The sequence below is a fragment of the Pseudomonas sp. BRM28 genome (assembly GCF_002939405.1).
GTDB lineage: Bacteria > Pseudomonadota > Gammaproteobacteria > Pseudomonadales > Pseudomonadaceae > Aquipseudomonas > Aquipseudomonas palmensis.
The window spans coordinates 4964770-4990232 of the sequence record NZ_PEFV01000001.1 but is presented as its reverse complement, the minus strand read 5'-3'; the positions used below and the strand labels follow the sequence as shown (position 1 = coordinate 4990232).

General features: G+C 65.7%; 21 protein-coding genes. 7 read left to right on the top strand and 14 right to left on the bottom strand.

The genetic code is table 11. The features are described from left to right. Nucleotides 1-54 precede the first annotated feature (54 nt). A protein-coding gene (locus CR917_RS23035) for an IS3 family transposase (RefSeq protein ID WP_104571780.1) occupies nucleotides 55-1274 on the top strand; the annotation gives its coding sequence in 2 pieces (ribosomal slippage) (nucleotides 55-403 and nucleotides 403-1274; 1221 coding nt in all). A 137-nt stretch (nucleotides 1275-1411) separates the two neighbouring features. Here CR917_RS23035 and CR917_RS23030 read toward each other — a convergent pair. From CR917_RS23030 to gshB, 14 genes are all read right to left on the bottom strand, one after another. After that, the gene (locus CR917_RS23030) at nucleotides 1412-2026 is read right to left on the bottom strand and encodes a TetR/AcrR family transcriptional regulator (protein WP_043862154.1); all 615 of its coding nucleotides are present in this window, start codon (nucleotides 2024-2026) and stop codon (nucleotides 1412-1414) included. A 13-nt stretch (nucleotides 2027-2039) separates the two neighbouring features. After that, on the bottom strand, nucleotides 2040-3722 hold the full coding sequence (gene phaC, locus CR917_RS23025; RefSeq protein WP_104573014.1) for a class II poly(R)-hydroxyalkanoic acid synthase: 1683 nt from the start codon (nucleotides 3720-3722) through the stop codon (nucleotides 2040-2042). A 118-nt stretch (nucleotides 3723-3840) separates the two neighbouring features. Continuing rightward, nucleotides 3841-4692: a poly(3-hydroxyalkanoate) depolymerase gene (gene phaZ / locus CR917_RS23020; RefSeq protein WP_043862152.1), complete on the bottom strand. Its 852-nt coding sequence runs from the start codon at nucleotides 4690-4692 to the stop codon at nucleotides 3841-3843. Nucleotides 4693-4749: 57 nt separating this feature from the next. Next, nucleotides 4750-6429 carry a class II poly(R)-hydroxyalkanoic acid synthase gene (gene phaC / locus CR917_RS23015; RefSeq protein WP_043862151.1) on the bottom strand — a complete coding sequence of 560 codons (1680 nt, stop codon included), beginning with the start codon at nucleotides 6427-6429 and terminating at the stop codon, nucleotides 4750-4752. Between the two features lie 350 nt (nucleotides 6430-6779). Beyond that, nucleotides 6780-7157: a gamma-butyrobetaine hydroxylase-like domain-containing protein gene (locus CR917_RS23010; protein ID WP_043862150.1), complete on the bottom strand. Its 378-nt coding sequence runs from the start codon at nucleotides 7155-7157 to the stop codon at nucleotides 6780-6782. Between the two features lie 94 nt (nucleotides 7158-7251). Continuing rightward, nucleotides 7252-8589, bottom strand: coding sequence for an ATP-dependent protease ATPase subunit HslU (gene hslU, locus CR917_RS23005; RefSeq protein WP_054915767.1), 1338 nt, complete (start codon nucleotides 8587-8589; stop codon nucleotides 7252-7254). A 77-nt stretch (nucleotides 8590-8666) separates the two neighbouring features. Further along, nucleotides 8667-9197 (bottom strand): ATP-dependent protease subunit HslV, encoded by a 531-nt coding sequence (gene hslV / locus CR917_RS23000; protein ID WP_028945572.1) that lies wholly within the window; start codon nucleotides 9195-9197, stop codon nucleotides 8667-8669. Between the two features lie 143 nt (nucleotides 9198-9340). Beyond that, on the bottom strand, nucleotides 9341-10612 hold the full coding sequence (locus CR917_RS22995; RefSeq protein ID WP_043862148.1) for a dihydroorotase: 1272 nt from the start codon (nucleotides 10610-10612) through the stop codon (nucleotides 9341-9343). Then, nucleotides 10609-11613, bottom strand: coding sequence for an aspartate carbamoyltransferase catalytic subunit (locus tag CR917_RS22990; RefSeq protein WP_043862147.1), 1005 nt, complete (start codon nucleotides 11611-11613; stop codon nucleotides 10609-10611). The genes CR917_RS22995 and CR917_RS22990 overlap by 4 nt, the downstream gene beginning before the upstream one ends. A 12-nt stretch (nucleotides 11614-11625) precedes the next feature. Continuing rightward, complete coding sequence (pyrR, locus tag CR917_RS22985; RefSeq protein WP_054915766.1) at nucleotides 11626-12144, bottom strand: bifunctional pyr operon transcriptional regulator/uracil phosphoribosyltransferase PyrR; 519 nt, start codon at nucleotides 12142-12144, stop codon at nucleotides 11626-11628. A 59-nt stretch (nucleotides 12145-12203) separates the two neighbouring features. Then, nucleotides 12204-12638 carry a Holliday junction resolvase RuvX gene (gene ruvX, locus CR917_RS22980; RefSeq protein ID WP_043862145.1) on the bottom strand — a complete coding sequence of 145 codons (435 nt, stop codon included), beginning with the start codon at nucleotides 12636-12638 and terminating at the stop codon, nucleotides 12204-12206. Next, nucleotides 12638-13207, bottom strand: coding sequence for a YqgE/AlgH family protein (locus CR917_RS22975; protein ID WP_043862144.1), 570 nt, complete (start codon nucleotides 13205-13207; stop codon nucleotides 12638-12640). The genes ruvX and CR917_RS22975 overlap by 1 nt, the downstream gene beginning before the upstream one ends. A gap of 781 nt (nucleotides 13208-13988) precedes the next feature. Next, entirely contained in the window at nucleotides 13989-14894 is a 906-nt protein-coding gene (locus CR917_RS22970; RefSeq protein ID WP_043862143.1) for an energy transducer TonB, read from the bottom strand. A 99-nt stretch (nucleotides 14895-14993) separates the two neighbouring features. After that, nucleotides 14994-15947, bottom strand: coding sequence for a glutathione synthase (gshB, locus tag CR917_RS22965; RefSeq protein ID WP_043862142.1), 954 nt, complete (start codon nucleotides 15945-15947; stop codon nucleotides 14994-14996). Between the two features lie 210 nt (nucleotides 15948-16157). Between gshB and pilG the strand changes: the two genes are divergently transcribed. From pilG to CR917_RS22935, 6 genes are read left to right on the top strand one after another with little or no spacing between them, the layout of a single operon-like run. After that, a complete protein-coding gene (gene pilG / locus CR917_RS22960) occupies nucleotides 16158-16568 on the top strand; it encodes a twitching motility response regulator PilG (protein WP_043862141.1) in 411 nt (136 codons plus the stop codon). 48 nt (nucleotides 16569-16616) lie between these two features. Next, nucleotides 16617-16982, top strand: a complete 366-nt coding sequence (gene pilH / locus CR917_RS22955) for a twitching motility response regulator PilH (RefSeq protein ID WP_043862140.1) — start codon at nucleotides 16617-16619, stop codon at nucleotides 16980-16982. After that, the gene (locus CR917_RS22950; RefSeq protein WP_078479846.1) at nucleotides 16979-17533 is read left to right on the top strand and encodes a chemotaxis protein CheW; all 555 of its coding nucleotides are present in this window, start codon (nucleotides 16979-16981) and stop codon (nucleotides 17531-17533) included. The genes pilH and CR917_RS22950 overlap by 4 nt, the downstream gene beginning before the upstream one ends. Before the next feature lie 15 nt (nucleotides 17534-17548). Then, nucleotides 17549-19597, top strand: a complete 2049-nt coding sequence (locus tag CR917_RS22945) for a methyl-accepting chemotaxis protein (RefSeq protein WP_043862138.1) — start codon at nucleotides 17549-17551, stop codon at nucleotides 19595-19597. Nucleotides 19598-19614: 17 nt separating this feature from the next. Then, nucleotides 19615-24951 (top strand): Hpt domain-containing protein, encoded by a 5337-nt coding sequence (locus tag CR917_RS22940; protein WP_371920443.1) that lies wholly within the window; start codon nucleotides 19615-19617, stop codon nucleotides 24949-24951. Then, on the top strand, nucleotides 24944-25408 hold the full coding sequence (locus CR917_RS22935) for a chemotaxis protein CheW (RefSeq protein WP_043862137.1): 465 nt from the start codon (nucleotides 24944-24946) through the stop codon (nucleotides 25406-25408). Before CR917_RS22940 ends, CR917_RS22935 begins: the two co-directional genes overlap by 8 nt. Nucleotides 25409-25463 lie beyond the last annotated feature (55 nt).

Here is a 25463-nt window from a genome sequence, read left to right as displayed (position 1 = left end):
TGTCCCGTCCTGAATAAGGTTTACACCTCCCATCCCGAATTTCCGGAGAGTCAGATGGAGCAAGGTGTAAAGCGCACACAGCGTGATTACTCACTGTCTTTTAAATTGGCGGTGGTTGATCAGATTGAAAAAGGCGAACTGACCTACAAGCAGGCCCAGGTGCGGTATGGCATCCAGGGACGGTCGACGGTTCTGGTATGGTTGCGTAAGCACGGTCGGCAGGATTGGAGCCAGGGGGCCTCGATCCGCGACGAGAGGAGCTGCGCGATGTCTGACCCCAAAATGCTCACTCCAGAGCAGCGAATCAAAGAGCTTGAGCAGCAGCTTGAGCTGATGAGCCAGAAGGCCCAGTTCTTTGAAACGGTCGTTGATGTTCTGAAAAATGACTATGGTGTCTCGGTCGTAAAAAAGCGATCCGGCAAGTCCTCTCGCAAGGTCAAGTCGCAGGACTGAGCATTGCCAGGGCTTGTCAGTTTCTAGGCATCAGTCGACAGGCTTACTACAAGCGCAACCGAGCTGCTGATGGCAAAGAGCGCCAGGCAGATCGGGTGGTTCAGTTTGTTCAGCAAGTCCGGCTGCGCCAGCCCCGTCTGGGTACCCGTAAGCTGCACTATTTGCTGCATTGCCAACCTGACAAACGATTCCAGGTCGGCCGAGATAGGCTGTTTCAGGTCTTGGGAGAGCGCCGTTTGCTGGTACTGCCCAAGCGGGCATACCACAAGACAACACAGAGCTTTCATCGCTTCTACCGCCATCCCAACTTAATCAAGCCCGGTCCAAGCCAAGTCGTTCCGACAAGGCCGGAGCACGTCTGGGTTGCCGACATTACTTATCTGCCCGCACGTAACGGCCCGCTGTACCTGAGCCTGGTAACGGACGCGTACTCCAGGAAAATTGTTGGTCACCACGTCCATGAAAGCCTGCATGCCGAGTCAGTAGCGCAAGCCTTCAAGCAGGCCTTACGAAAGCGACGTCGTCGCCAGCCATTAGTCCACCATTCGGATCGAGGCATCCAATATTGCTCGGCGCTATACCAGTCACTGCACCAACGGCACGGCGTTCAGTGCTCCATGACTGATGGGTATGACTGCTACCAGAACGCGCTGGCTGAGCGAATCAACGGAATCCTCAAGATGGAGCTGCTGTTAAGCAGACCTGAAGATCTGGAGCAAGCGAGGCAGATGGTTGATGAGGCAGTGCAGATCTACAACACAGAACGGCCCCATATGGCCCTGAAAAACAAAACGCCCGATGCGGTGCATCGGGCGTTTTGAGGCCTATCGGCCTACCTGAACAGGTGTAAACCTATTTCAGGACTAGACACAGTGCCTGTGCTGGCCTCATCGCCGGCAAGGCCGGCTCCTACAGGTAGCGCGCCGTCTGTAGGAGCCGGCCTTGCCGGCGAAGCTCTTCAGCCTTCCAGGTACCTCAAGGCCAACTGCTCCGCCGCCAGGCGTGACTCCACCTCCAGGTGCGGCGCCACCAGCATCATCACCTGGTACACCACGATCCCGACCTCGCCCTCGCGCGCCAGAATCCGCTGGTAGTCCAGCGAGAACAGCAAGGTCATGCTGATCTGCTCCACCAGTTGCCCCAGTGCGCGGGTATCGCTGGTCACCTGCCCATGCGCCTTGAGGCTCGCCAGCAATGCCGCCAGCGTGCGCTTGAGCGCATTGAGCAGGGTGCGCATGCCCCGCGCCAGCTTGGGCAGGCGCCCGGTAAGGTTGGACAGGTCCTGGAACAGAAAGCGGTACTGCGCCATGCGCTCCACGATCAGGTGCAGGAACAGCCAGTAGTCCTCGGCATCCAGGCGCACCTCCAGGGGCGGGTCGAGCAGGGGCGTCAGCTCCTCCTCGAAACGCTCGAACAGGCCCAGCACCAGCGGCTCCTTGCCGTGGAAGTGGTAGTACAGGTTGCCCGGGCTGATGCCCATCTCGTTGGCGATTTCCAGCGTCGAGACATTCGGCTCGCCCTGACGATTGAACAGGTGCAGGGCGCACTCCAGGATACGGTCGCGGGTCTTCATCCGTTCTTCTTGCTCAGCGCACCAGCACGTAGGTGCCGGGTGCGGGGTCCATGGGAGGGTAATTGGCGCTGCCCAGCGACAGGCGGGTTTCGCGCTGCGCACCGGAGCGCGCCTGTATCCAGTCGAGCCACTGCGGCCACCAGCTGCCCTCGACCTTCTGCGCATCGTGGTACCAGGCCCGCGGGTCGCTGCTCAGCCTGGGGTTCTCGACAAAATGCGCCTTGGGGTGGCCCGGCGGGTTGAGGATGCTCTGCACATGCCCGCTGTTGGCCAGCACGAAGCGCCGTTCGCCGCCCAGCAGCAGGGCCGAGCGGTACACCGCGTCCCACGGGGTGATGTGGTCGTTGCTGCCGGCCACGTGGAAGCTGTCCACCGTGACCTTGTGCAGGTCGATCGGCGTGCCGCACACCTCGAGGCCGTCGGCGTGCGTCAGCGGGTTGAATTTGAAGAAGTCCAGCAGATCGCCGTGCAGCGCGGCCGGCAGGCGGCTGTTGTCGTTGTTCCAGTACAGGATGTCGAATGCCGGGGGCGCCTTGCCCAGCAGGTAGTTGTTGACGAAGTAGTTCCAGATCAGGTCGTTGGGGCGCATCCAGGCGAACACCCGTGCCATCTCGCGGCCCTCCAGCACGCCCTGCTGGTAGGAGCGGCGCTTGGCCGCCTCCAGGGTCTGCTCGTCGGCGAACAGGCTGGCGGGGCTGTCGAACTGGCTGTCGAGCAGGCTGACCAGGTAAGTGGCGCTGTGCACCCGGCGCATCTGGCGCTTGGCCTGCAGGTGACCCTGCAGGGCCGCGATGGTCAACCCGCCGGCACAGGCGCCAAGCAGGTTGACGTCGCGGCTGCCGGTGATCGAGCGGCACACGTTCATGGCTTCCTCGACCGCCGCCACGTAGCTCGACAGGCCCCATTCGCGATGCCGGGCGTCGGGGTTGCGCCAGCTGATCATGAAGGTCTGCAGGCCGTTCTTGAGGGCGTACTTCACAAAGCTGTTGGTCGGGCTGAGGTCGAAGATGTAGAACTTGTTGATCTGCGGCGGCACCACCAGCAGGGGCCGGGCGTACTGTTTTTCGCTCATCGGGCGGTACTGGATCAGCTCCAGCAGCTCGTTGCGAAACACCACCGCGCCGGCGGTGCTGGCCAGGTTCCTGCCCACCTCGAAGGCGTCCGGGTTGACCTGGCGTGGCAGGCCGTCGTTGTGGCGCAGGTCGTCGAGCAGGTGGTTCAAGCCGCGCACCAGGCTCAGCCCGCCGGAGTTCAGCAGCTCCTTGACCGCCGCCGGGTTGAGCAGGGTGTTGCTGGGCGACATTGCATCGTTGAGCAGCGAGAACACGAAGTGCGCGCGGGCGCGGTCATCGTCGTCCAGCTGGCTCTCGTCGATCCACTGGCAGGTCTGCTGCTGCCAGGCCAGGTAGGCCTGCAGGCCGCGTCGGTACAGCGGGTTGAGCTGCCAGGCCGGGTCGTTGAAGCGGGTGTCGCGTGGCGAGGGCTGGTAGGGGGTATCGCCCAGCATCACGCGCCCCAGCTGGCCACCCAGCGCCAGCAGGTGGCGCGCCGTGTGCAGCGGGTGGCGCAGGCCGTGGCGCCCCAGCTGGTGCACCGTCGACAGCAGGTCGCGACCGCGCAGGCCACTGATGGCGCTGCGCACGTTGAGATAGGCAGCGGGGGTCGGTACCCCGGGCTTCGCGGGCTTGTCTTTCATCCAGGCAACACTCCGTCGTCAGGCCATCAACCAATGTTTCAATGCAAGAGCGACACCAACCCGAACTGGCGCTGACATGCCCCGGCGCTCCTGCCGGGGGTGCAAGCGATAGAGGTGCTCAAGCGCTCGGGGCGGGCCGTGGATGCATGACGGCGCGTTGGCGCTCCTGCTGCAGGAATTTCATGATGATCGGGGCAACGGCTTCGGCCCGGGTGATCAGGAACAAGTGACCGTCGTCGATTATGTGTAGCTGGGCATTGGGAATTCGCCAGGCCAGCAGGCGCATATTGATCAGCGGGATCAGCGGGTCGTCGTCGCCGGCCAGCACCAGGGTCGGCTGCTGGATCTTGTGCAGCCAGTGGATGCTGGTCCAGCCCATGCCGGCGAACAGCTGCCAGTAATAGCCCAGCTTGCCCGAGGAACGCACCTTGGCCGCATGCGACGCGGCCAGGTTTGGGTCGCGGCGAAAGGCCCCGCCGTAGATTTCCGGGGCGATGCGGATCACATGGGACGGCTGTATGTAGCGCCTGGGGCTGGCCATCAGCCACAGCACCCGCGGCTTGCCCGGCACCATCACTGCACCGGCGGCGGTGGCCGCCAGCACCAGCTTCTTGCAGCGCTCGGGGTAATCGTGGGCGAACTGCTGGGCGAGCGCTCCGCCCCACGACACGCCGATGGCATTGACCTGCCCGTAGTCGAGGTAGTCGAGCATGCGCGCCGTCAGCTTGGCCAGCCCGGGGAAGCGGTAGGGCCGGCGCGGTGTCGACGAACCGCCCACGCCGGGTACATCGAAGGCGATCACTTCAAGGTCCGGGTCCAGCGCATCGATGAACGGGAACACCAGCTCCAGGTTGGCGCCGATACCGTTGAAGATCAGCAGCGGCGTGAGGTGCGGCTTGCCGGGGCGAACGGCCGTGCGGATGGACTGGCCATCGAGCTCGACGGTTCTGAAGAGGTACGGTTGCGGCATGCGCGAGCCCTGTCGTGAGTAGCAGCGCCGCCTTGCCTGCGGCGGCGCCGGGTGTTTTCAGCGTTCGTGGACGTAGGTGCCGGGCGACGCTTCGGCGCTCGGGTAGGCCTTGTTGCCCAGCTTGGCGGGTGCCGGCTTGAGTGCGCCGGAGCGCTCGGCCAGCCATGCCTGCCAGTACAGCCACCAGGAATCGGTGTGCTTGGTGGAGTTCTCCTGCCAGTCGTCGGCCTGGGCCGGCATCTCGCTGCTGGTCATGTAGCGCGACTTGGGGTTGCCCGGCGGGTTGAGGATGCTCTGGATATGCCCGCTGTTGGACAGCAGGAACTCGACCTTGCCGCCGAACAGCTGCGCCGACTTGTAGCAGGACTTCCATGGTGTGATGTGATCGTTGGTGCCGGCCACGCTGAAGATGTCGGTGGTGACCTGGCTCAGGTCGATCGGCGTGCCGCACACTTCCAGTGCACCGGGGCGCACCAGCGGGTTGTTCTTGAACATTTCGATCAGGTCGCCGTGGAAGGCGGCGGGCAGGCGCGTGGTGTCGTTGTTCCAGAACAGGATGTCGAACACCGGCGGCTCGTTGCCGAGCAGGTAGTTGTTGACCCAGTAGTTCCAGATCAGGTCGTTGGGGCGCATCCAGGCGAACACCTTGGCCATGTCGCGGCCTTCTAGCACACCGGCCTGGTAGGAATGGCGCTTGGCCGATTCCAGGGTCTGCTCGTCGACGAACAGCGCCACCTGGGTGTCGAGGGTGGTGTCGAGCACGCTCACCAGCAGGGTCAGGGCATTGACCTTCTTCTCGCCCAGTGCCGCGTAGTGGCCCACCAGCGCGGTGCAGGTGATGCCGCCGGAGCAGGCACCGAGCATGTTCAGGTCCTTGCTGCCGGTGATAGCCAGCACCACGTCGACGGCCTCCTTGAGCGCATCGATGTAGGTCGACAGGCCCCACTCGCGCTGGGACTTGTTGGGGTTGCGCCAGCTCACGATGAAGGTCTGCACCGTGGAGCGCAGGCAGAAACGCGCCAGGCTCTTTTCCGGGCTGAGGTCGAAGACGTAGAACTTGTTGATCTGCGGCGGTACCACCAGCAGCGGCTTTTCGTGCACCTGCTCGGTGATCGGGCGGTACTGGATCAGCTCCAGCACGTCGTTGCGAAACACCACGGCGCCCTCGGTGGTGGCCAGGTTCTTGCCCACCTCGAAGGCGTCCATGTTGACCTGGCTGGGCATGCCGCCGTTGTGCACCATGTCCTTGGCCAGATGCGACAGGCCGTCGAGCAGGCTCTTGCCACCGGTTTCGAAGAAGCGCTTGACCGCTGCCGGGTTGGCCGCGCTGTTGGTCGGGGCCATGGCCTCGGTCATCAGGTTGATGACGAAGTGCGCGCGGCTGATGTCCTGCTCCGACAGGTTGCTGTTGCCGATCCAGTCGTGCAGTTCCTTGCGCCAGGCCAGGTAGGTCTGAAGGTAGCGGCGGTACAGCGGGTTCTGGCTCCAGGCCGGGTCGCTGAAGCGGCGGTCGTCGCCCTCCGGCTGCAGGCCGGACTTGCCGAAGATCACGTCCTTGAGCTGCAGGCCGAAATGCGCGACGTGCTTGGCACTGTGCAGCGGTTGCTTGATGGCCTGACGCAGCACCATCCGGGCCGAAGACAGCAAATCCTTTCGGCGCAGGCCAATGATGGGGCTCAGGCCCAGGGTGTTTTCAGAGGCTTGGCGCTGCAGGTCATCGTTGTTCTTGTTACTCATCTACGACGCTCCGTTGTCCTGAGACGAGTACCGGCTGGGCTGTGGGCGTTGCACAGACGAATGCCCGGTACTACTGCTCGGGTGACCAGTGATAACGAACTGCGGTCCTGCGACCGGATGCGCGACGGTGATGAGCCCTGCGGGTTTATGCGTGTGAAGACAACCTGCTTTCGCTCGCGACCTCGGCATACCGGCCAGACCCTGCATCAACCCGCCCATGCAGGGTACTTGCCATATCCATTGGTTACCCGACTTTCATGGAATGCGCAAGCCGGCCAATCGCTGGCCGGCGCACGGGCATTCAAGCAAATAGAATTAGAAAATGCGCTCTAAAACGCCGGAGTGCCGGGCTAGAGCATCAGCTTGACGATCGACTCGGAAGGGTCGCGGGATTTGCCGGCCTTGGCCAGTTCGTCGAGGTACTCGGCCCACAGCTGGTCCTGGCGCAGGCACAGCTGTTCGAGGTATTCCCAGGTGAACAGGCCGCTGTCGTGGCCGTCGTCGAAGGTGAGCTTGAGCGCGTACTGCCCGGCGGGCTCGAGCTGGCTCAGGCCGACGCCGAGCTTGCCAAATTGTAAGATCGGATTGCCGTGGCCCTGGACCTCGGCGGAAGGGGAGTGCACGCGCAGAAATTCGGCGGGCAGGTGATACACCTCGTCGGGCCCGTAGGTCAGGCTCAGGGTCTTGGAGGCTTTGTGCAGATTGATGGCGGTAGGCAGACGGGGCATGGCTATAAGGCTCTTGGGCTTCAAGCTGCAAGCTACAAGCTGCAGGAGAAGGCGTCCAGCACCTCCGGCCTGCAGCTCGCCGCTTGCCGCTGAGCTACAGAATGTAGCGCGACAGATCTTCGTTCTGTGCCAATTCGCCCAGGTGGCTGTTGACGTACTCGGCGTCGATGCGGATCGGCGCTTCGCTGTGGGCGCTGGCCAGGTCGCCGGCGCTGAACGACACCTCTTCGAGCAGGCGCTCGAGCAGGGTGTGCAGGCGACGGGCACCGATGTTCTCGGTCTTCTCGTTGACCTGCCAGGCAATCTCGGCCAGGCGCTTGATGCCGTCGGCAGCGAACTCGATGTTCAGCCCCTCGGTCTTGAGCAGCTCGCGGTACTGCTCGGTGAGCGAGGCATGCGGTTCGCTGAGGATGCGCTCGAAGTCTTCCGGGCTCAGGGCCTTGAGTTCGACACGGATCGGCAGACGACCCTGCAGCTCGGGCACCAGGTCGCTCGGCTTGCTCAGGTGGAACGCACCGGAGGCGATGAACAGGATGTGGTCGGTCTTGACCATGCCCAGCTTGGTATTGACCGTGCAACCTTCGATCAGCGGCAGCAGGTCGCGCTGCACGCCCTCACGGGACACATCGGCGCCACCGACGTTGCCGCGCTTGGCTACCTTGTCGATCTCGTCGATGAACACGATACCGTGCTGCTCGACCGCCTCGAGGGCCTTGGCCTTGAGTTCTTCCTCGTTGACCAGGCGCCCGGCTTCCTCGTCGCGCACCAGCTTGAGCGCTTCCTTGACCTTGAGCTTGCGGCTCTTCTTCTTGCCCTTGCCCATGTTGGCGAACAGGTTCTGCAGCTGGTTGGTCATCTCTTCCATGCCCGGCGGCGCGGAAATGTCGACGCCGACCGCTTCGGCCACCTCGATCTCGATTTCCTTGTCGTCCAGCTGGCCTTCACGCAGGCGCTTGCGGAAAAGCTGGCGGGTGTTGGAATCGCTGCTGTTGACCGGGTCTTCGTTGAAGCCGGTGCGGGCCGGAGGCAGCAGTGCATCGAGGATGCGCTCTTCGGCGGCGTCTTCGGCACGGTGGCGCACGCGCACGATCTCCTGCTCGCGCAGCAGCTTGATCGCGGCGTCGGCCAGGTCGCGGATGATCGACTCGACGTCACGGCCCACATAGCCCACTTCAGTGAACTTGGTGGCTTCGACCTTGATGAACGGCGCGTTGGCCAGCTTGGCCAGGCGACGGGCGATTTCGGTCTTGCCCACGCCGGTGGGGCCGATCATCAGGATGTTCTTGGGGGTGACTTCCACGCGCAGCTCTTCGGGCAGCTGCATGCGGCGCCAGCGGTTGCGCAGGGCGATGGCGACGGCGCGCTTGGCATCGTCCTGGCCGATGATGTGGCGGTTGAGTTCGTGGACGATTTCGCGGGGGGTCATGGACATAATGGTCGATGGTCCTGTGGGCAAGTGTTCAGCGTGGAAAAGCCCGACCGTCGGGGTCGGGCGCCAGAACAGCTGAATTACTCGGCCAGGTCCTGCTCCTCGATGGTCAGGTTGTGGTTGGTGAACACGCAGATGTCGCCGGCGATGTTCAGTGCGGTCTCGGCGATTTCGCGAGCCGACAGGTCGGTTTTCTGCAGCAGGGCGCGTGCGGCGGCCTGGGCGTAGGCGCCGCCGGAACCCATGGCGATCAGGCCGTCTTCGGGTTCGACGACGTCACCGTTGCCGGTGATGATCAAGGAGGCGTCCTTGTTGGCCACGGCCAGCATGGCTTCCAGACGGCTCAGCGAGCGGTCGGTACGCCATTCCTTGGCCAGCTCGACGGCGGCACGAATGAGGTGGCCCTGGTGTTTTTCGAGCTGGCCTTCGAAGCGCTCGAACAGGGTGAAGGCGTCGGCGGTGGCACCGGCGAAGCCGGCGATGACCTGGCCGTGGTACAGGCGACGAACCTTCTTGGCGTTGCCTTTCATCACGGTATTGCCGAGGGAAACCTGGCCGTCGCCGCCCATGACGACTTTGCCGTGGCGACGAACTGAAACGATGGTGGTCAAGGGAGAGTCTCCACGCAGCGAGGCGAAAATGCCTGATGCAGACTCATATGGGGGTGGGGGGAAAGATTTCAACCTTTGCGGCCCCTTCGCCGGCAAGCCGGCTCCTACCGGTAGGAGCCGGCCTTGCCGGCGAAGGGTTTGACTCAGGCTTCGTGGCTGATGTGCCCGTCAACCAGGGTGTAACGCACCGCACCCGGCAGGCAGTGCCCGATGAACGGGCAGTTTTCGCCCTTGGAGCGCCATTGTTCGCCAGCCACGGTCGAGGCCTGCGGGTCGAACAGCACCAGGTCTGCCGCCGCACCCACCTGCAACTGCCCGGCCGGCAGGCGCAGGGCCGCCGCAGGGCCTGCAGACAAACGCTGCAACAAGGTTGCCAGGTCGAGCAGGCCGTCCTCGACCAGTGTCATCGCCAGCGGCAGCAGCAACTCGACGCTGCTGATGCCTGGTTCGGTGGCACCGAACGGCGCCAGCTTGGCGTCGCGCTCATGCGGCTGGTGATGGCTGGAAATCGCCTGGATCACGCCCCGCTTGACCGCATCACGCAGGCCGTCGCGGTCGGCGCGGGTGCGCAGCGGCGGTTGCACGTGGTACAGGCTGGAGAAGTCGCGCAGCGCCTCGTCGGTGAGGATCAACTGGTACAGCGCCACATCCGCCGTCACCGGCAGGCCGCGGGCCTGGGCCTGTTCGATCAGCTTGGCACCCCGGGCGCTGGTCAGCTGGCTGAAGTGCGCACGCACGCCGGTCTGTTCCACCAGCAGCAGGTCGCGGGCCAGGGCCACGGTCTCGGCGGTTTCCGGAATGCCCGGCAGGCCGAGGAAGCTGGCCATCGCGCCCTCGTGGGCGAGGCCGCCCTGGGCCAGGTCGCGGTCCTGGGAATGGAAGATCACCGTCAGGTCGAAGGTGGCCGCGTAGTCCAGCGCGCGGGCCAGGGTGCGGGTGTTGGTGAAGCTGTTCAGGCCGTTGCCGAAGGCCACGCAGCCGGCATCGCGCAGGGCGATCAGCTCGGCCAGTTGCTCGCCTTCCAGGCCCTTGCTCAAGGCGCCGATCGGGTACACCTTGCTGTGCCCGGCTTCACGGGCGCGGTCCAGGATCAGCTCGGTGACTGCCGAGGTGTCGAGCACCGGCCGGGTCTGCGGCGGGCAGCACAGGCTGGTCACGCCACCGGCGGCGGCGGCGCGGGTTTCGCTGGCGATGCTGCCCTTGCGGCTGTAGCCGGGCTCGCGCAGGGCAACGCTCAGGTCGACCAGGCCGGGCGCGGCCACCAGGCCGGTGGCGTCCAGGGTACGGGCGGGCTTGAAGCCGGCCGGGGCAGCGCCGATGGCGACGATCTTGCCGGCGTCGATGTGCAGGTCGCCGACCTGGTCCAGGCCGCTGGTTGGGTCGATGACACGGGCGCCGAGGATACTCAGGCTCACTGGGCGTTCTCCTGCTCGAATTGACGTTGCGCGGTCTGCCCGCTCATGGCCATGGACAACACCGCCATGCGCACGGCGATGCCGTAGGTGACCTGGTTGAGGATCACCGAGTGGGCGCCGTCGGCCACGGCCGACTCGATTTCCACGCCACGGTTGATCGGCCCGGGGTGCATCACGATGGCATCGGGCTTGGCCCCGGCCAGGCGTGCGGTGGTCAGGCCGAACAGACGGTAGAACTCGCCCTCGCTGGGCAGCAGGCCGCCGGTCATGCGCTCACGCTGCAGGCGCAGCATGATTACCACGTCGACGTCCTTCAGGCCTTGCTCCAGGTCGGTGTAGACCTTCACGCCGTACTGTTCGATGCCGATCGGCAGCAGGGTCTTGGGGCCGATCACGCGGATGTCCGGGCAGCCCAGGGTTTTCAGCGCGAGCATGTTCGAGCGCGCCACCCGCGAGTGCAGGATGTCGCCGACGATGGCCACCGAGAGGTTCTCGAAGCCGCCCTTGTGGCGACGAATGGTCAGCATGTCGAGCATGCCCTGGGTGGGGTGCGCGTGGCGCCCGTCACCACCGTTGATGATCGCCACCTCCGGGCACACGTGCTCGGCGATGAAGTGCGCGGCGCCCGAGTCGGCGTGGCGCACCACGAACATGTCGGCGGCCATGGCTTCAAGGTTGCGCAGGGTGTCGAACAGGGTCTCGCCCTTGCTGGTGGAGGAGGTCGACACGTTCAGCGTGATCACGTCGGCCGACAGCCGCTGGGCGGCCAGTTCGAAGGTGGTGCGGGTACGCGTGGAGTTCTCGAAGAACACGTTGCACACGGTCTTGCCGCGCAGCAGCGGGACTTTCTTGACCGCACGCGCGCCGACTTCGAGAAACGAGTCGGCCGTGTCGAGAATTTCGGTCAGCAGTTCGCGGGGCAAACCGTCGAGCGAGAGGAAGTGGCGCAGCTGGCCCTGGTCATTGAGCTGCAGCGGGCGCTTGGCGTCGATTGGCGTCATCGCGGGGGACTCTTAAAGGGCGGAAGCGGAAGCGAGGTCCTGGCGCTCGAGTTCGAGCGGCGCGGGGCCGGACAATTTTACCCGTTCATGGGCTTGCAGCGACAGGGTGGCGCCCACCACGTTTGGCCGGATCGGCAGTTCGCCGGCATCCAGGTCCAGCAGACACACCAGGGTCACGCTGGCCGGGCGGCCATAGTCGAACAGTTCGTTGAGAGCGGCGCGGATGGTGCGCCCGCTCATCAGCACGTCGTCCACCAGTACCAGGTGCTGGCCTTCGATCTCGAACGGCAGCTCGGACGGGCGCACCTGCGGGTGCAGGCCGTTCTGGCTGAAGTCGTCGCGGTAGAACGACACGTCGAGGGTGCCCAGCGGCGAATCGCTGCCCAGCTCGGCCAGCAGCGCCTGGGCCACCCATACGCCGCCGGTGCGGATGCCGATGAAGCGCGGTTCGGCGATGGCGCGGCGTTGCAGGTGGGCGCGAAGGTCAACGGCCATCTGCCGGATCAGTTCGGCGGGGTTGGGTAGGCTCATGCTTGCTCCTCAAGAGGCCGGGGCAGAGAGCTGGCCCGGCGTGTAACCGATGGTCGGGTTCAGGCCTGTTCGGCGTGGGCGTCGAGCCAGCCTTGCAGCAGCAGGGCGGCGGCAATCGCGTCCACCGGGTTGTCGCGGTAGCTGCCACGCTGGCCGCCACGGGCCATGCGTTCGCCCTTGGCCTCGAAGGTGGTCAGGCGCTCGTCGTGGGTGTAGGCCGGTACGTTGAAGCGGCCGTTCAGGCGTCGGGCGAACTTCTCGGCGCGCGCGCTCATTTCGCTGGGCGTGCCGTCCATGTTCAGCGGCAGGCCGACGACTACCGCGTCGGGTTGCCATTCCTTGAACAGTTTTTCCACCTGGGCCCAGTCGGGTGCGCCGTTCTGCGCCTTCAGGGTGCACAGCTCGCGGGCCTGGCCGGTGATCACCTGGCCGACGGCGACGCCGATCTGCTTGGTGCCGTAGTCGAAGCCCAGCAGCAGTTTGAGCGCCGCCATCAGGCGTGCCCCGCCTGGCTGGTGAGCAGGCTGAGGTTGATGCCCAGGCTGGCTGCGGCGGCTTCGAGGCGTTGCTCGCAGGCCATGCCGAAGATGATCTCGGGGTCGAACGGGCAGTTGAGCCAGGCGTTGTCGGCCAGTTCCGCTTCCAGCTGCCCGGCTTCCCAGCCGGCGTAACCCAGGGTGATCAGGCTCTGCGCCGGGCCCACGCCGTCGGCGATGGCGAACAGCACGTCCTGCGAGGTCGACAGGGCCAGCCCGTCGAGCTGGACGGTGGCCTGGAAGGTCTTGTCGTTGGTGTGCAGCACAAAACCGCGGTCGGTCTGTACCGGGCCGCCGATATGGATAGGCACGTGGATGCAGCGTGCCGGAGGCTCGGTGTCCGGGCGCAGCTGCTCGAGGATATCGGCCAGGTTCAGCTCCTGCGGGCGATTGACCACCAGCCCCATGGCACCGTTGGCATTGTGCTCGACGATGTAGGTCAGGGTGTGGGCAAAGTTCGGGTCGGCCATGTGCGGCATGGCAATCAGGAACTGATGCTTGAGGTAACTCGGGCTGAGGTTTTTCATGGGGGTTAGTGTGGCGGCGAGCGGCCACGCTGACAAGGTGCGTGTCGAGCCTGCGGGCCGATTATGCCTGTTTCTTGGCGGTGCTAATCGGCACGGGCTGCTGTGTGAGGCGCTAGTTAGGTGACCCTGCGGTTGCTGATGTCGCGGCACTGCGCTGCTTTTTGAAGCGGGTACATTTTTTTCGCGGCGACCTACAACTGGTAACTGTGTCAGGTGACAGGTGGCTTGGATCAACTCATAGTCTCACCGCAAACCGAGCATTTGGCTTATCTAAAGGAGAAGTGCAATGATCACTCGGATGTCTATCAACGAAGCAATCGGAAATTTCTTTACTAGTGAGGTAACGCTTACAGGACGCGGTGACCCCGAACGCGCTTATCTGGTCTGTGTCAGTGGGACCGGAGAATACTGCGGCGAAGGTAAGACGTACGAGAATGGGTGTTTCACAATTACCTTCAAGCCACCTGGCCCAAACCCTCACCATGGCTACCAATTTACGGTTAGGCATCTTGAAGACGATGGCACAGTAGGCAACAACCTGAACTGGTCTACTGCCGTCAACAACCCACTCGAAGGTTAATGATCTGACATGGCGAGTTGAAACTCTTCTCACTGTCTAGCAGTTGAGGCATGCCTCGCAGTTATTGTAAGTGCTGGTCCTGCTTCAATTTCGCGACAACATTTTTTGTTGGCCAGCTTCGGTAGTTTTGATTACGAACACTCGTACTTACAGGTGTTGCTTGAGCCGCTTGACGATGTCAGGCGAGTACACCTTCGGCGATCAGTTGCTCGACAACCGATCCCCACGGGCGAAGCGCCACGTTCGAACAATTTCCAGCCGATCGATATCCGACAGGTCCCCGGTAAACGGCGCAAACGGCGCCGCCAGCCTCACGATGCGCTGCGCCGCCTGGTCCAGCAGCGGCTGCCCGGAAGATTCGAGCACCAGCACCTCGTACAGCGAACCGTCATGGTTGATCGACACCAACAGGCGCAAACTGCCGTAGATCTGCTGGCGGCGGGCCTCGTCCGGGTAGTTGAGGTTGCCGATGCGCTCGACCTTCTTGCGCCATTCATCCTTGTACCAGGCGCCCTTGTCGCGCATGGTCGAAGCCGCGCTCAGGCGGTGGATGCGCGGGCGCTTGGCATACAGCTGCTGTTCGTTGGCCAGCTCCGCCTCGAGGCTGGCGATCTGGCTGGACAGGTCGGCGCTGTCGAACGTCGGCGTGGCCGCCTTGGGTTGCACCTTGGGCTGCTGCTCCTTGGGGCGGGTCTCGACCTTCTGCGGCTTGGGCCTTGTGGTGGCCACCACTGCCTTGGGCGGGGCCGGCTGGGGCGCCACTTCGGGCTTCGCGGCCGGGGGCGGCGTCACCTTGTTGATCTTGCTGTCCTGGAACGGGGCAATCTCGGTGGTCTTGGGCACCGCCTTCTTGTCCAGCGTGCCGCTGCCCTGCTGGTTGTCCTGCGCCAGGTAATCGGCCTTCTTCGGCGGTGCCTCGCTCTTGAAGGTGGCCAGGGTGATTTCCATGGTGCGGCGGATTTCTTCAGGCTTGGCGAAGGTAAACCCCAGGCCCAGGATCAGCGCCAGGTGCAGCAGCGCCGCCAGGAACAGGGTAAAGCCCAGCCGGTCCGCCGCGCGGACACGGGGCGGGGCAAAATCGGCAGGAAGGTCGGCAGGAAGCGTCATCGATTATCCAGCAGCCGGGGCAGGGCCGGCGCAGCGGGGTGCCAGTCGAGAATGGACCGGCATGATACCCCACAACGCGGGCCCGCCACTTGTCGGCGGTCAGCGTGCCTTGAGCTTGCGATCAATGGCGTCCATCAGCTGCGCGCCGATTTGCGTGCCGTAGGCGTTGTCGATTTCGCGGATGCAGGTGGGGCTGGTCACGTTGATTTCGGTCAGGTGCTCGCCGATCACGTCCAGGCCGACGAACAGCAGGCCCTTCTCGCGCAGGGTCGGGCCCACCTGGGCGGCGATCCAGCGGTCGCGCTCGGTCAGCTCGCGGGCCTCGCCACGACCGCCGGCGGCCAGGTTGCCGCGGGTTTCGCCGCTGGCCGGGATGCGCGCCAGGCAGTACGGCACCGGCTCGCCGTCGATCATCAGGATGCGCTTGTCGCCGTCCTTGATCGCCGGCAGGTAGGCCTGGGCCATGATCTGCTGGGTGCCCAGGGCGGTCAGGGTCTCGAGGATCACCGACAGGTTGGGGTCGCCCACGCGGTGGCGGAAGATCGAGGTGCCGCCCATGCCGTCCAGCGGCTTGAGGATCACGTCGCCGTGCTTGGCGGCGAATTCGCGGATGATGTCCGGGCGCCGGCTCACCAGGGTTGGCGGCGTGCACTGCGGGAACAGCGTGGCGAACAGCTTCTCGTTGCAGTCGCGCAGGCTCTGCGGACGGTTGACCACCAGCACCCCGGCGGCCTCGGCCTGCTCCAGCAGGTAGGTGCTGTAGACGAACTCCATGTCGAAGGGCGGGTCCTTGCGCATCAGGATCACGTCCAGCTCGCTCAGCGCGGCGTCGGTCTCGGCCTCCAGCTCGAACCAGTGCTCGGGGTCGGCGAACACCTTGAGCGGGCGCATGCGGGCACGGGCCACGCCTTCGCTCTGGTACAGGTCGTGCTGCTCCATGTAGAACAGCGACCAGCCACGGGCCTGGGCGGCCAGCAACATGGCCAGCGAGCTGTCCTTCTTGTAGGAGATCTGCGCGATGGGGTCCATGACAATCCCGAGGCGAACGCTCATGGGGTATTTCCTCTCGGCGGCGTGCTGCCGCAGTGGCTCGAATTGAAGTGCGTCAGGGTGGCGCCCGGCGGGCTGGCGGTCAAGGGGAAACGTCAGCCGGCAGGCATCGGCGCAGGGCGCGGCGAGGCTCGATGGAATGCACCCCCAGAGTGTGCTAAAAAGGCCTGGCACGTGGCCTGCAAGGCCCTTCCAGGCGATGGTAGAGCAATTATGGTACAGCCCGACACGGCGTTGAAGGTGATGGTGATCGATGACTCCAAGACGATTCGCAGCACTGCCGAAAAGCTGCTGGGCGAAGCCGGTTGCGAAGTCGTCACCGCAGTCGACGGTTTCGACGCCCTGGGCAAGATCGTCGACCACACCCCGGGGATCATCTTCGTCGATGTGCTGATGCCGCGCCTCGATGGCTACCAGACCTGCCTGCTGATCAAGCAGAACAGCGCGTTCAAGGACATCCCGGTGATCATGCTGTCGTCGCGCGACGGCCTGTTCGACAAGGCGCTCAGCCGCCAGGTGGGCTCTGATCAATTTCTGACCAAACCTTTCAGCAAGGAAGAACTGCTGGATGCGATCCGCGCCCATGTGCCGGGTTTCGCCGCAGAAGAACAACCCGCACCCTGACGCTGCCGCCCTCCTGGCTGCGGCGTCATGCCTTTATTGGGGAACAGCATGGCCCGAGTTCTGATCGTCGACGATTCGCCGACCGAAATGTACAAACTGACCGGAATGCTCGAAAAGCACGGGCACCAGGTGCTCAAGGCCGAGAACGGCGCCGATGGCGTGGCCCTGGCCCGCCAGGAAAAGCCCGATGCGGTGCTGATGGACATCGTGATGCCCGGCATGAACGGCTTCCAGGCGACCCGTCAGTTGAGCAAGGACGACGTCACCAAGGGCATCCCGGTGATCATCGTCACCACCAAGGACCAGGAAACCGACAAGGTCTGGGGCCAGCGCCAGGGCGCCAGCGACTACCTGACCAAGCCGGTGGACGAAGACACCCTGATCCAGGTCCTGAACAAAGTTCTCAAGGCTTGACCACGCGGCGCATGGGCGAATCGCTGACCGCCTTCGAGCTGTTGCTCGAAATCGACCGGCGCTGTCGCCTGCTGGCGGCCGACCTGCCATTGCAGGAAACCCGCCTGCAGACCTGGAGCGGCATCGGCTTTCGCATGGCCGAACACTGGTTCGTGGCGCCCATGGGCGAGGTCGCCGAAGTGCTGCAGGAACCCCGGCTCAGCCGCATTCCCGGGGTCAAGCCGTGGGTGGCGGGGGTGGCCAACCTGCGCGGGCGGCTGTTGCCGGTGATGGACCTGTGCGGTTTTCTCGGCCTGGGCCTGTCGGTGGTGCGCAAGCAGCGGCGGGTGCTGGTGCTGGACCACGAGGAGCTGTTCGCCGGGCTGCTGGTGGACGAAGTGGTGGGCCTGCAGCACTTTGCCCTGCACGGCCTGGAGCTGTCGCCGCCGGCGCCGCTGCTGCCGGCTGCGGCCCCCTTCGTGCAGGGGCACTTTCAGCGCGAGCACTGCTGGGGCATTTTCAGCCCCTTCGCCCTGGCCCAGGCGCCAGGCTTTCTCGATGTGGCGTTGTAAAGGGATGCCAGACCTGTGACCAAGTTCAAGACCCGCCCCTCGGTACAAGGCTCGCGCAGCAGCGCGCAGATCGCCGCACTGTTCATCGTGCTGATCCTGTCGATCATTCTGCTGTTCGCCAACTTCGCCTACCTCAATACCCAGGCCAACTACGACAAGCAGTACATCGGCCATGCCGGCGAGCTGCGCGTGCTGTCCCAGCGCATCGCCAAGAACGCCACCGAGGCCGCCGCCGGCAAGGCCGTGGCGTTCAAGCTGCTCAACGATGCGCGCAACGATTTCGAACAGCGCTGGGGTTACCTGAAAAAAGGCGACCCGGCCACCGGCCTGCCGTCGGCCCCGGTGGCGGTACGCGGCGAGATGGATGCGGTGCAACGCGACTGGGAGAGCCTGCGCAAGAGCACCGACGCGATCCTGGCCAGCGAGCAGACCGTGCTGTCGCTGCACCAGGTGGCCGCGACCCTGGCCGAGACCGTGCCGCAGTTGCAGGTCGAGTACGAAAAGGTGGTGGAGATCCTGCTGCAAAGTGGCGCCCCCGCCAGCCAGGTGGCGGTGGCCCAGCGCCAGTCGCTGCTGGCCGAGCGCATCCTGGGCTCGGTCAACACCGTGCTGGCCGGCGACGACACCGCGGTGCAGGCCGCCGATGCCTTCGGCCGCGATGCCAGCCGCTTCGGCCAGGTGCTCGACGGCATGCTCGGCGGCGCGCCGTCGATCCAGGTCACCCGCGTCCAGGACCCGGATGCCCGTGCGCGCCTGGCCGAGATCGCCGAACTGTTCCAGTTTGTCGCAGGCTCCGTCGACGAGATTCTTGAAACCTCGCCCGAGCTGTTTCGCGTGCGCGAGGCGGCCGGCAGCATCTTCAGCCTGTCGCAGACATTGCTCGACGAAGCCTCGCACCTGGCCAACGGCTTCGAGAACCTGGCCTCCGGGCGCACCCTGGATACCGTCGGCGGCTACGTGCTGGGCCTGCTGGCGCTGGCCTCGATCATCCTGATCGGACTGGTGATGGTGCGCGAAACCAATCGCCAGCTCAGCGAAACCGCCGAAACCAACGAACGCAACCAGCAGGCGATCATGCGCCTGCTCAACGAGATCCAGGAACTGGCCGACGGCAACCTGACCGTCACCGCCTCGGTCACCGAGGACTTCACCGGGGCCATCGCCGACTCCATCAACTATTCCATCGACCAGTTGCGCGACCTGGTGGCGACCATCAACCTCAGCGCCGAGGAAGTCGCCAGCGCGGTGCAGGAGACCCAGACCACCGCACACCTGCTGGCCAAGGCCTCCGAGCACCAGGCCCAGCAGATCACCGATGCGTCGATTGCGGTGGGCGACATGGCCGAGTCCATCGACCGGGTGTCGGGGCACGCCTACGAGTCGGCCAAGGTGGCCGAGCGCTCGGTGGCCATTGCCAACAAGGGCAACGAGGTGGTGCACAACACCATCAACGGCATGGACAACATCCGCGAGCAGATCCAGGACACTGCCAAGCGCATCAAGCGCCTGGGCGAGTCGTCCCAGGAAATCGGCGACATCGTCAGCCTGATCGACGACATTGCCGACCAGACCAACATCCTCGCCCTCAACGCGGCGATCCAGGCGTCGATGGCCGGCGAGGCCGGGCGCGGCTTTGCGGTGGTGGCCGACGAGGTGCAGCGCCTGGCCGAGCGCTCATCCTCGGCCACGCGCCAGATCGAGGCGCTGGTGCGCGCGATCCAGGCCGACACCAACGAGGCGGTCATCTCCATGGAGCAGACCACCGCCGAAGTGGTGCGCGGGGCGCGTCTGGCGCAGGATGCCGGGGTGGCGCTGGCCGAGATCGAGGGTGTATCGCAGACCCTGGCCGAACTGATCCACAGCATTTCCGATGCCGCGCAGTTGCAGACCTCGTCGGCCGGGCAGATTTCCCACACCATGGCGGTGATCCAGCAGATCACCTCGCAGACCTCGTCCGGCTCGACCGCCACCGCCGAGAGCATCGGCAACCTGGCGCGCATGGCCAGCGAGATGCGCCGTTCGGTGTCGGGTTTCACCTTGCCGCCAACCACGGAGCCGCGCTGACCGGCGCGTGGGACTTTATGGCTACTAAAGTGCGTATCGCCGAGCGCCACGACAAGGTGGCCCTGGCCTGGGTCAAGGGCCCCATCGACGACTGCCTGGCCCAGGCCCGCCAGGCGTTGGAGCAGTTTGCCGGCGACGCTGGCGACAGCCAGGTGCTGGAGCGTTTCGACGCGCCGCTGCGCCAGGTGCGCGGCTGCCTGCAGATGCTCGAGCTGGAAGGTGCGGCCTTGCTGACCCGCGAAATGCAACAGCTGGCCCAGGCCCTGGGCGAAGGCCGCGTGGCCTCTCGCGGTGACGCGCTGGGCGCGTTGTTCAGGGCGCTGGAGCAGTTGCCGCAGTACTTGCAACGCCTGCGCGGCGCCCGGCACGAGCTGCCGTTGCTGGTGCTGCCACTGCTCAACCCGTTGCGCGCCGCGCGTGGCGCGCCGGCGCTGGCCCAGGCCAGCCTGCCGGGCGAGCAGACCGTCGCCGAGCCCGCTGCGGGGCTAGGCCTGAGCCTCGGCGCGCTGCGGGACCCGCTTGAGGCGGTGCCGGGGCGCGATGCGATGCGTTCGGTGGTGCTGGCAGTGCGCGAAGACCTGGTGCGCATCAAGGAGCAACTGGACCTGTTCGTGCGCAGCGACCGCCAGCAGGTCGAGGCGCTGGCCCCGCTGCTGGCGCCGTTGCGCCAGATCGCCGATACCCTGGCGGTGCTCGGCTTCGGCCAGCCGCGCCGGGTGATCATCGACCAGGTGGCGGTGCTTCAGGCCCTGGCCCAGGGCCAGCGGGTGCCCGAGGACGCGCTGCTGATGGATGTTGCCGGGGCGCTGCTGTATGTCGAGGCGACCCTGGGCGGCATGGTGGGCTCGATCGAGTCGGTCAGCCAGGCCAGCGTACCCGGCACCGACCTGGACGACATTCGCCGATTGGTGCTGGACGAGGCCCACGGCGTGCTGCTGCAGGCCAAGGACCTGATCGCCGATTGCCTGGAGGCCGGCTGGGATCGCCTGCGCCTGCAACCGCTGCCGGGGCTGTTCACGCAGATCCGCGGGGCGCTGGCGATGCTCATGCTGCCCCGGGCGGCGGCGCTGGTGCGGCGTTGCCATGATTACGTCGAGACCCACCTGCTGTACGCCGAGCGGCTGCCGGACAACGCCGCGCTGGATCACCTGGCCGATGCCCTGTGCAGCCTGGAACTGTACCTGCAATGGCGCGCCATCGACCCCCAGGCCGACCTGGACGAATGGCTCGAGCGCACCCAGCTGGCCCTGACCGCACTGGGGTTCCCGAGCCTGCCGCCGGCCCCGTCGGCACCCGCGCCTGCGCCCGAGATGCACGAGGCACCGCTGGACGACGAGCTGCGCGAGGTGTTCCTGGAGGAAGCCGAGGAGGTGCTGCAGCAGTTGCAACAGCACTGGGCGATATGGCGGGGCAACCCGGCGGCACGTGACGCGCTGGTGGAAATGCGCCGCGCCTTCCACACCCTCAAGGGCAGCGGCCGCATGGTGCGCGCCCAGGTGCTGGCCGAGCTTGCCTGGGCCGCCGAGCACCTGCTCAACCGCATGCTCGAAGGCCGCGTCGAAGCCAGCGGCGATGTGCTGGCCGGGCTCGAGCAGAGCATTGCGCTGCTGACGCCGTTGCTGGATGAATTCGCCCAGGCCCAGGCTCTGCCCCATGCCGAGGTCGAGCGCCTGGCCACGCGCCTGCATGCGCTGGCGATGAACGACCCGCTGGGCGTCACAGCCCCGGAGCCGGCCTTCGACCCGCGCCTGCTGGAGATCTTCCGCAACGAGGCGCAGACCCACCTGGCCAGTGTCGACGAGTTCCTGCAGGCCGCCGAGGTGCAGTTGCCGGTGCCGGTCAGCGACAGCCTGCAACGGGCGCTGCATACCCTCAAGGGCAGCGCCGCGATGGCCGGGGTGGTGCCGATCGCCGAGCTGGCCAACGCACTGGACCTGCTTGCCCGCGAATTCAAGGCCCACCAGCTGGGCCTGGACCTTGACGAGCTGTACCTGCTGCAGATGGCCGAACCGCTGCTGCGCCGCGGTCTGGCACAGCTCGACAGCACCCCGCTGGCACCCATCGGCGGTGCCCGGACCCTCATCGAACAGATCGACCAGGTGGTTGCTGCGCGCCTGCAGGCACTGCGCGATGCGCCGAGCCAGGGCCTGCGGGTCAAGCGCGACCCGCAACTGATCGCCAGCTTCCTGGCCCAGGGCATGGACATCCTGCTGGACGCCGAAACCCTGTTGCAACGCTGGCAGGAGCACCCCGGCGAGCGCCAGGAGCTGACTGCGCTGCTGGATGAACTGACCACCCTGGGGCAGAGCGCGCACCTGGCCGACCTGTGGCAGGTAGACGAACTGTGCGAGGCGCTGCTGGACCTGTACGGCGCGGTGGAGGAGAGCAGCCTGGCGGTCAGCGAGCGCTTCTTCGGCGAGGCGCAACGGGCCCATGAAGCCTTGATCGACATGCTCGACCAGATTGCCGCCGGCCAGGAAGTGGACCCGCAACCGCAACGCCTGCACGCATTGCGCGAGCTGCTCGAACAAGGCCTGGCGCCGGATGCCATGGGCCTGGTGCGCAGCCAGGGCGAGCAGCCCGGGCAGATCGCCGAACTGGGCGATGCCACCCGCGCGCTGCAACGCCAGGCGCACGACAGCGAGGTGGTCGAGCTGTTTCTGGAAGAGGCCCGCGACATCCTCGAAGGGGCCGACCAGGCCCTGGCGCGCTGGGCCGGCGACCCCGACAACGGCTCGGCGCTGTCGTCGCTGCAGCGCGACCTGCAGACCCTCAAGGGTGGCGCACAGCTGGCGCAGGTGGGGGCGGTCGAGGTGCTGGCCCAGGAGCTGGAGTTGCTCTACGAAGGCCTGGTCGATCGCCGTTACCAGCCCGGCAACCTGTTGCCGGGCCTGCTGCGTGAAAGCCATGCGTTGCTCGGGCGTCTGCTCGAGCAGGTGCAGCAGGGACAGGCAACGGAGCTGGTGGTGGAACAGCTGGCAGCCCTGCGCGAGTTCCGTCACACCGCACCGGCGCCCGAGCCCCAAGGCAAGCCGGCGGAGCCCCAGCGTCACGAGGGCGACAAGGAACTGCTGGAGATCTTTCTCGAGGAAGGCTTCGACATCGCCGAAAGTGCCGGTGCCGCGCTGCTGCGCTGGCAGGCCGACCCGCGCAACGGGGTGGAGGTGGAGAACCTGCTGCGCGACCTGCACACCCTCAAGGGCGGTGCGCGCATGGTTGAGATCGCGCCCATCGGCGACCTGGCCCATGAACTCGAATTCCTCTATGAACACCTGGCGGCCGGGCAGCTGCAACCCAGCCCTGCGCTGTTCAGCCTGCTGCAGAACTGCCATGACCGCCTGGCGCACATGCTCGATGCGGTGCGCCTGCACCAGCCGCTGCACGCTGCCACGGCGCTGATCGACTATATCCGCAATTTCAGCAGTGCTGCCCTGAGCGACACCGCTGCCGCAACGCCCGGCGCCGAGGTTGCCCCGGTGGAAGTGGCGGCGCCGAGCCCGGAGCGTGCCCCGGCCGACATGGTCAAGGTGACGGCCGAGCTGCTCGACGACCTGGGCAACCTGGCGGGCGAGAACTCGATCATTCGCGGGCGCATCGAACAGCAGGTGAACGATGCGCAGGTGGCCCTGGGCGAGATGGAAACCACGCTCGAGCGCATGCGCGACCAGCTGCGCCGGCTCGATACCGAGACCCAGGGGCGCATCCTCAGCCGCCAGCAGAGCGAAGGCGAGGCGCTGGGCTATGACGACTTCGACCCGTTGGAAATGGACCGTCATTCACAGTTGCAGCAGCTGTCGCGGGCCCTGTTCGAGTCGGCCTCCGATCTGCTGGATCTGAAGGAAACCCTGGCCGTGCGTGCCCATGACGCCTACAGCCTGCTGCAACAGCAGGCGCGGGTGAACAGCGAGTTGCAGGAAGGCCTGACGCGCACCCGCATGGTGCCGTTCGAGCGCCTGGTGCCGCGCCTGCAGCGGGTGGTGCGCCAGGTTGCCAGCGAGCTGGGCAAGCAGGTCGAGCTGGTGGTGGGCAATGCCGAGGGCGAGCTGGACCGCAGTGTGCTCGAACGCATGGTGGCGCCGCTGGAACACATGCTGCGCAATGCCGTCGACCACGGCATGGAAAACCGTGCGGCGCGCCTGGCGGCGGGCAAGCCGGAGCAGGGCACCATCGCCCTCAACCTGCTGCACGAAGGCGCCGATATCGTCATCGAAATGACCGACGATGGCGCCGGCGTGCCGCTGGAGGCGGTGCGGCAAAAGGCGATCAAGCGCGGCCTGCTGGACCCTGCCACCGAACTGAGCGACCACGAGGTGATGCAGTTCATCCTGCGGCCCGGGTTCTCCACTGCCGAGAAGATCACCCAGATTTCCGGGCGTGGCCTGGGCATGGACGTGGTGCACGAAGAGGTCAAGCAACTGGGCGGCTCGATGGTGATCAACTCGGTGCCGGGCAAGGGTGCGCGTTTTCTGATTCGCCTGCCGTTCACCGTGTCGGTCAATCGCGCACTGATGGTGAACTACGGCGAAGAACAGTACGCGGTGCCGCTGAACACCATCGAGGGCGTGGTCCGTGTACCGCCGGCCGAGCTCGAGGCCTGCTACCAGCTGGACCCGCCGTGCTACCGCTACGCCGGCCACCGTTATGAGCTGCGCTACCTCGGCGAACTGCTGCAGGGCGAGGTGCAGCCGCGCCTGCTGGGGCAGAGCCTGCCGCTGCCGGTACTGCTGGTGCAGGCCCACGACCAGCAGTTCGCCGTGCAGGTAGACAGCCTGGCGGCCAGCCGTGAAATCGTGGTCAAGAGCCTTGGCCCGCAGTTTGCCGCAGTGCACGGGCTGGCCGGGGCGACCCTGCTGGGCGATGGCCGCGTGGTACTGATTCTCGACCTGCTGGCGCAACTGCGTGCGCTGCACCTGCAGTTGTCCAAGGTGGCCCAGGGCGCCGCACGCCTGCGCCTGGAGCACCCTGGCAATGCCGCCGCACGTCCGTTGCTGGTGCTGGTGGTGGACGATTCGGTCACGGTGCGCAAGGTGACCGGGCGCCTGCTGGAGCGCCATGGCATGAACGTGCTGACGGCCAAGGATGGGGTCGATGCCATGAGTGTACTGGCCGAGCACCGTCCCGACATCTTGCTGCTGGACATCGAGATGCCACGCATGGACGGCTTCGAGGTGGCCACCCAGGTGCGCCAGGACCCGCACCTGAAGGACCTGCCGATCATCATGATCACCTCGCGTACCGGCCAGAAGCACCGCGACCGGGCCATGGCCATTGGCGTCAACGACTACCTGGGCAAGCCCTACCAGGAGTCGGTGCTGCTGCAGAGCATTGCCCGCTGGAGTACCCCGCATGCTTGAACAGACCCCTCGCAACAATCGGCGCAACACCCTCACCGGGCTGTTGCTGCCGTTGAGCGACCGCAGCCTGGTGCTGCCCAACGTGGCGGTGGCCGAGCTGATCGGCTACCAGCCGTGCACGCCCTTGCCGCATCAGCCGGCCTGGTTGCTGGGCTGGATCGACTGGCGCAGCCAGCGCCTGCCGCTGCTGAGCTTCGAGGCGGCCTGCGGTGGCCAGACCCAGGTTGGCGAGCGCGCGCGCATCGTGGTGCTCAATGCCCTGGGCGATACGCCGCGGCGTTTCTTCGCCCTGCTGGTGCAGGGCATACCGCGCACGTGCAAGCTCGACAGCCAGCTCAACTACGTCGATGTGCCCCTGGCGCCGCTGGAGCTGGCGGCGGTGCAGGTGGGCGAGCAGGTGGCGCGGGTACCGGACCTGCCCGGGCTGGAACAGCTGTTGCAGACGGCCGGGGCCTAGTACCAACCGCGTAATGCACTTGATGCCGGGCTTGTGTAGGGTAGGGGAGCGAATC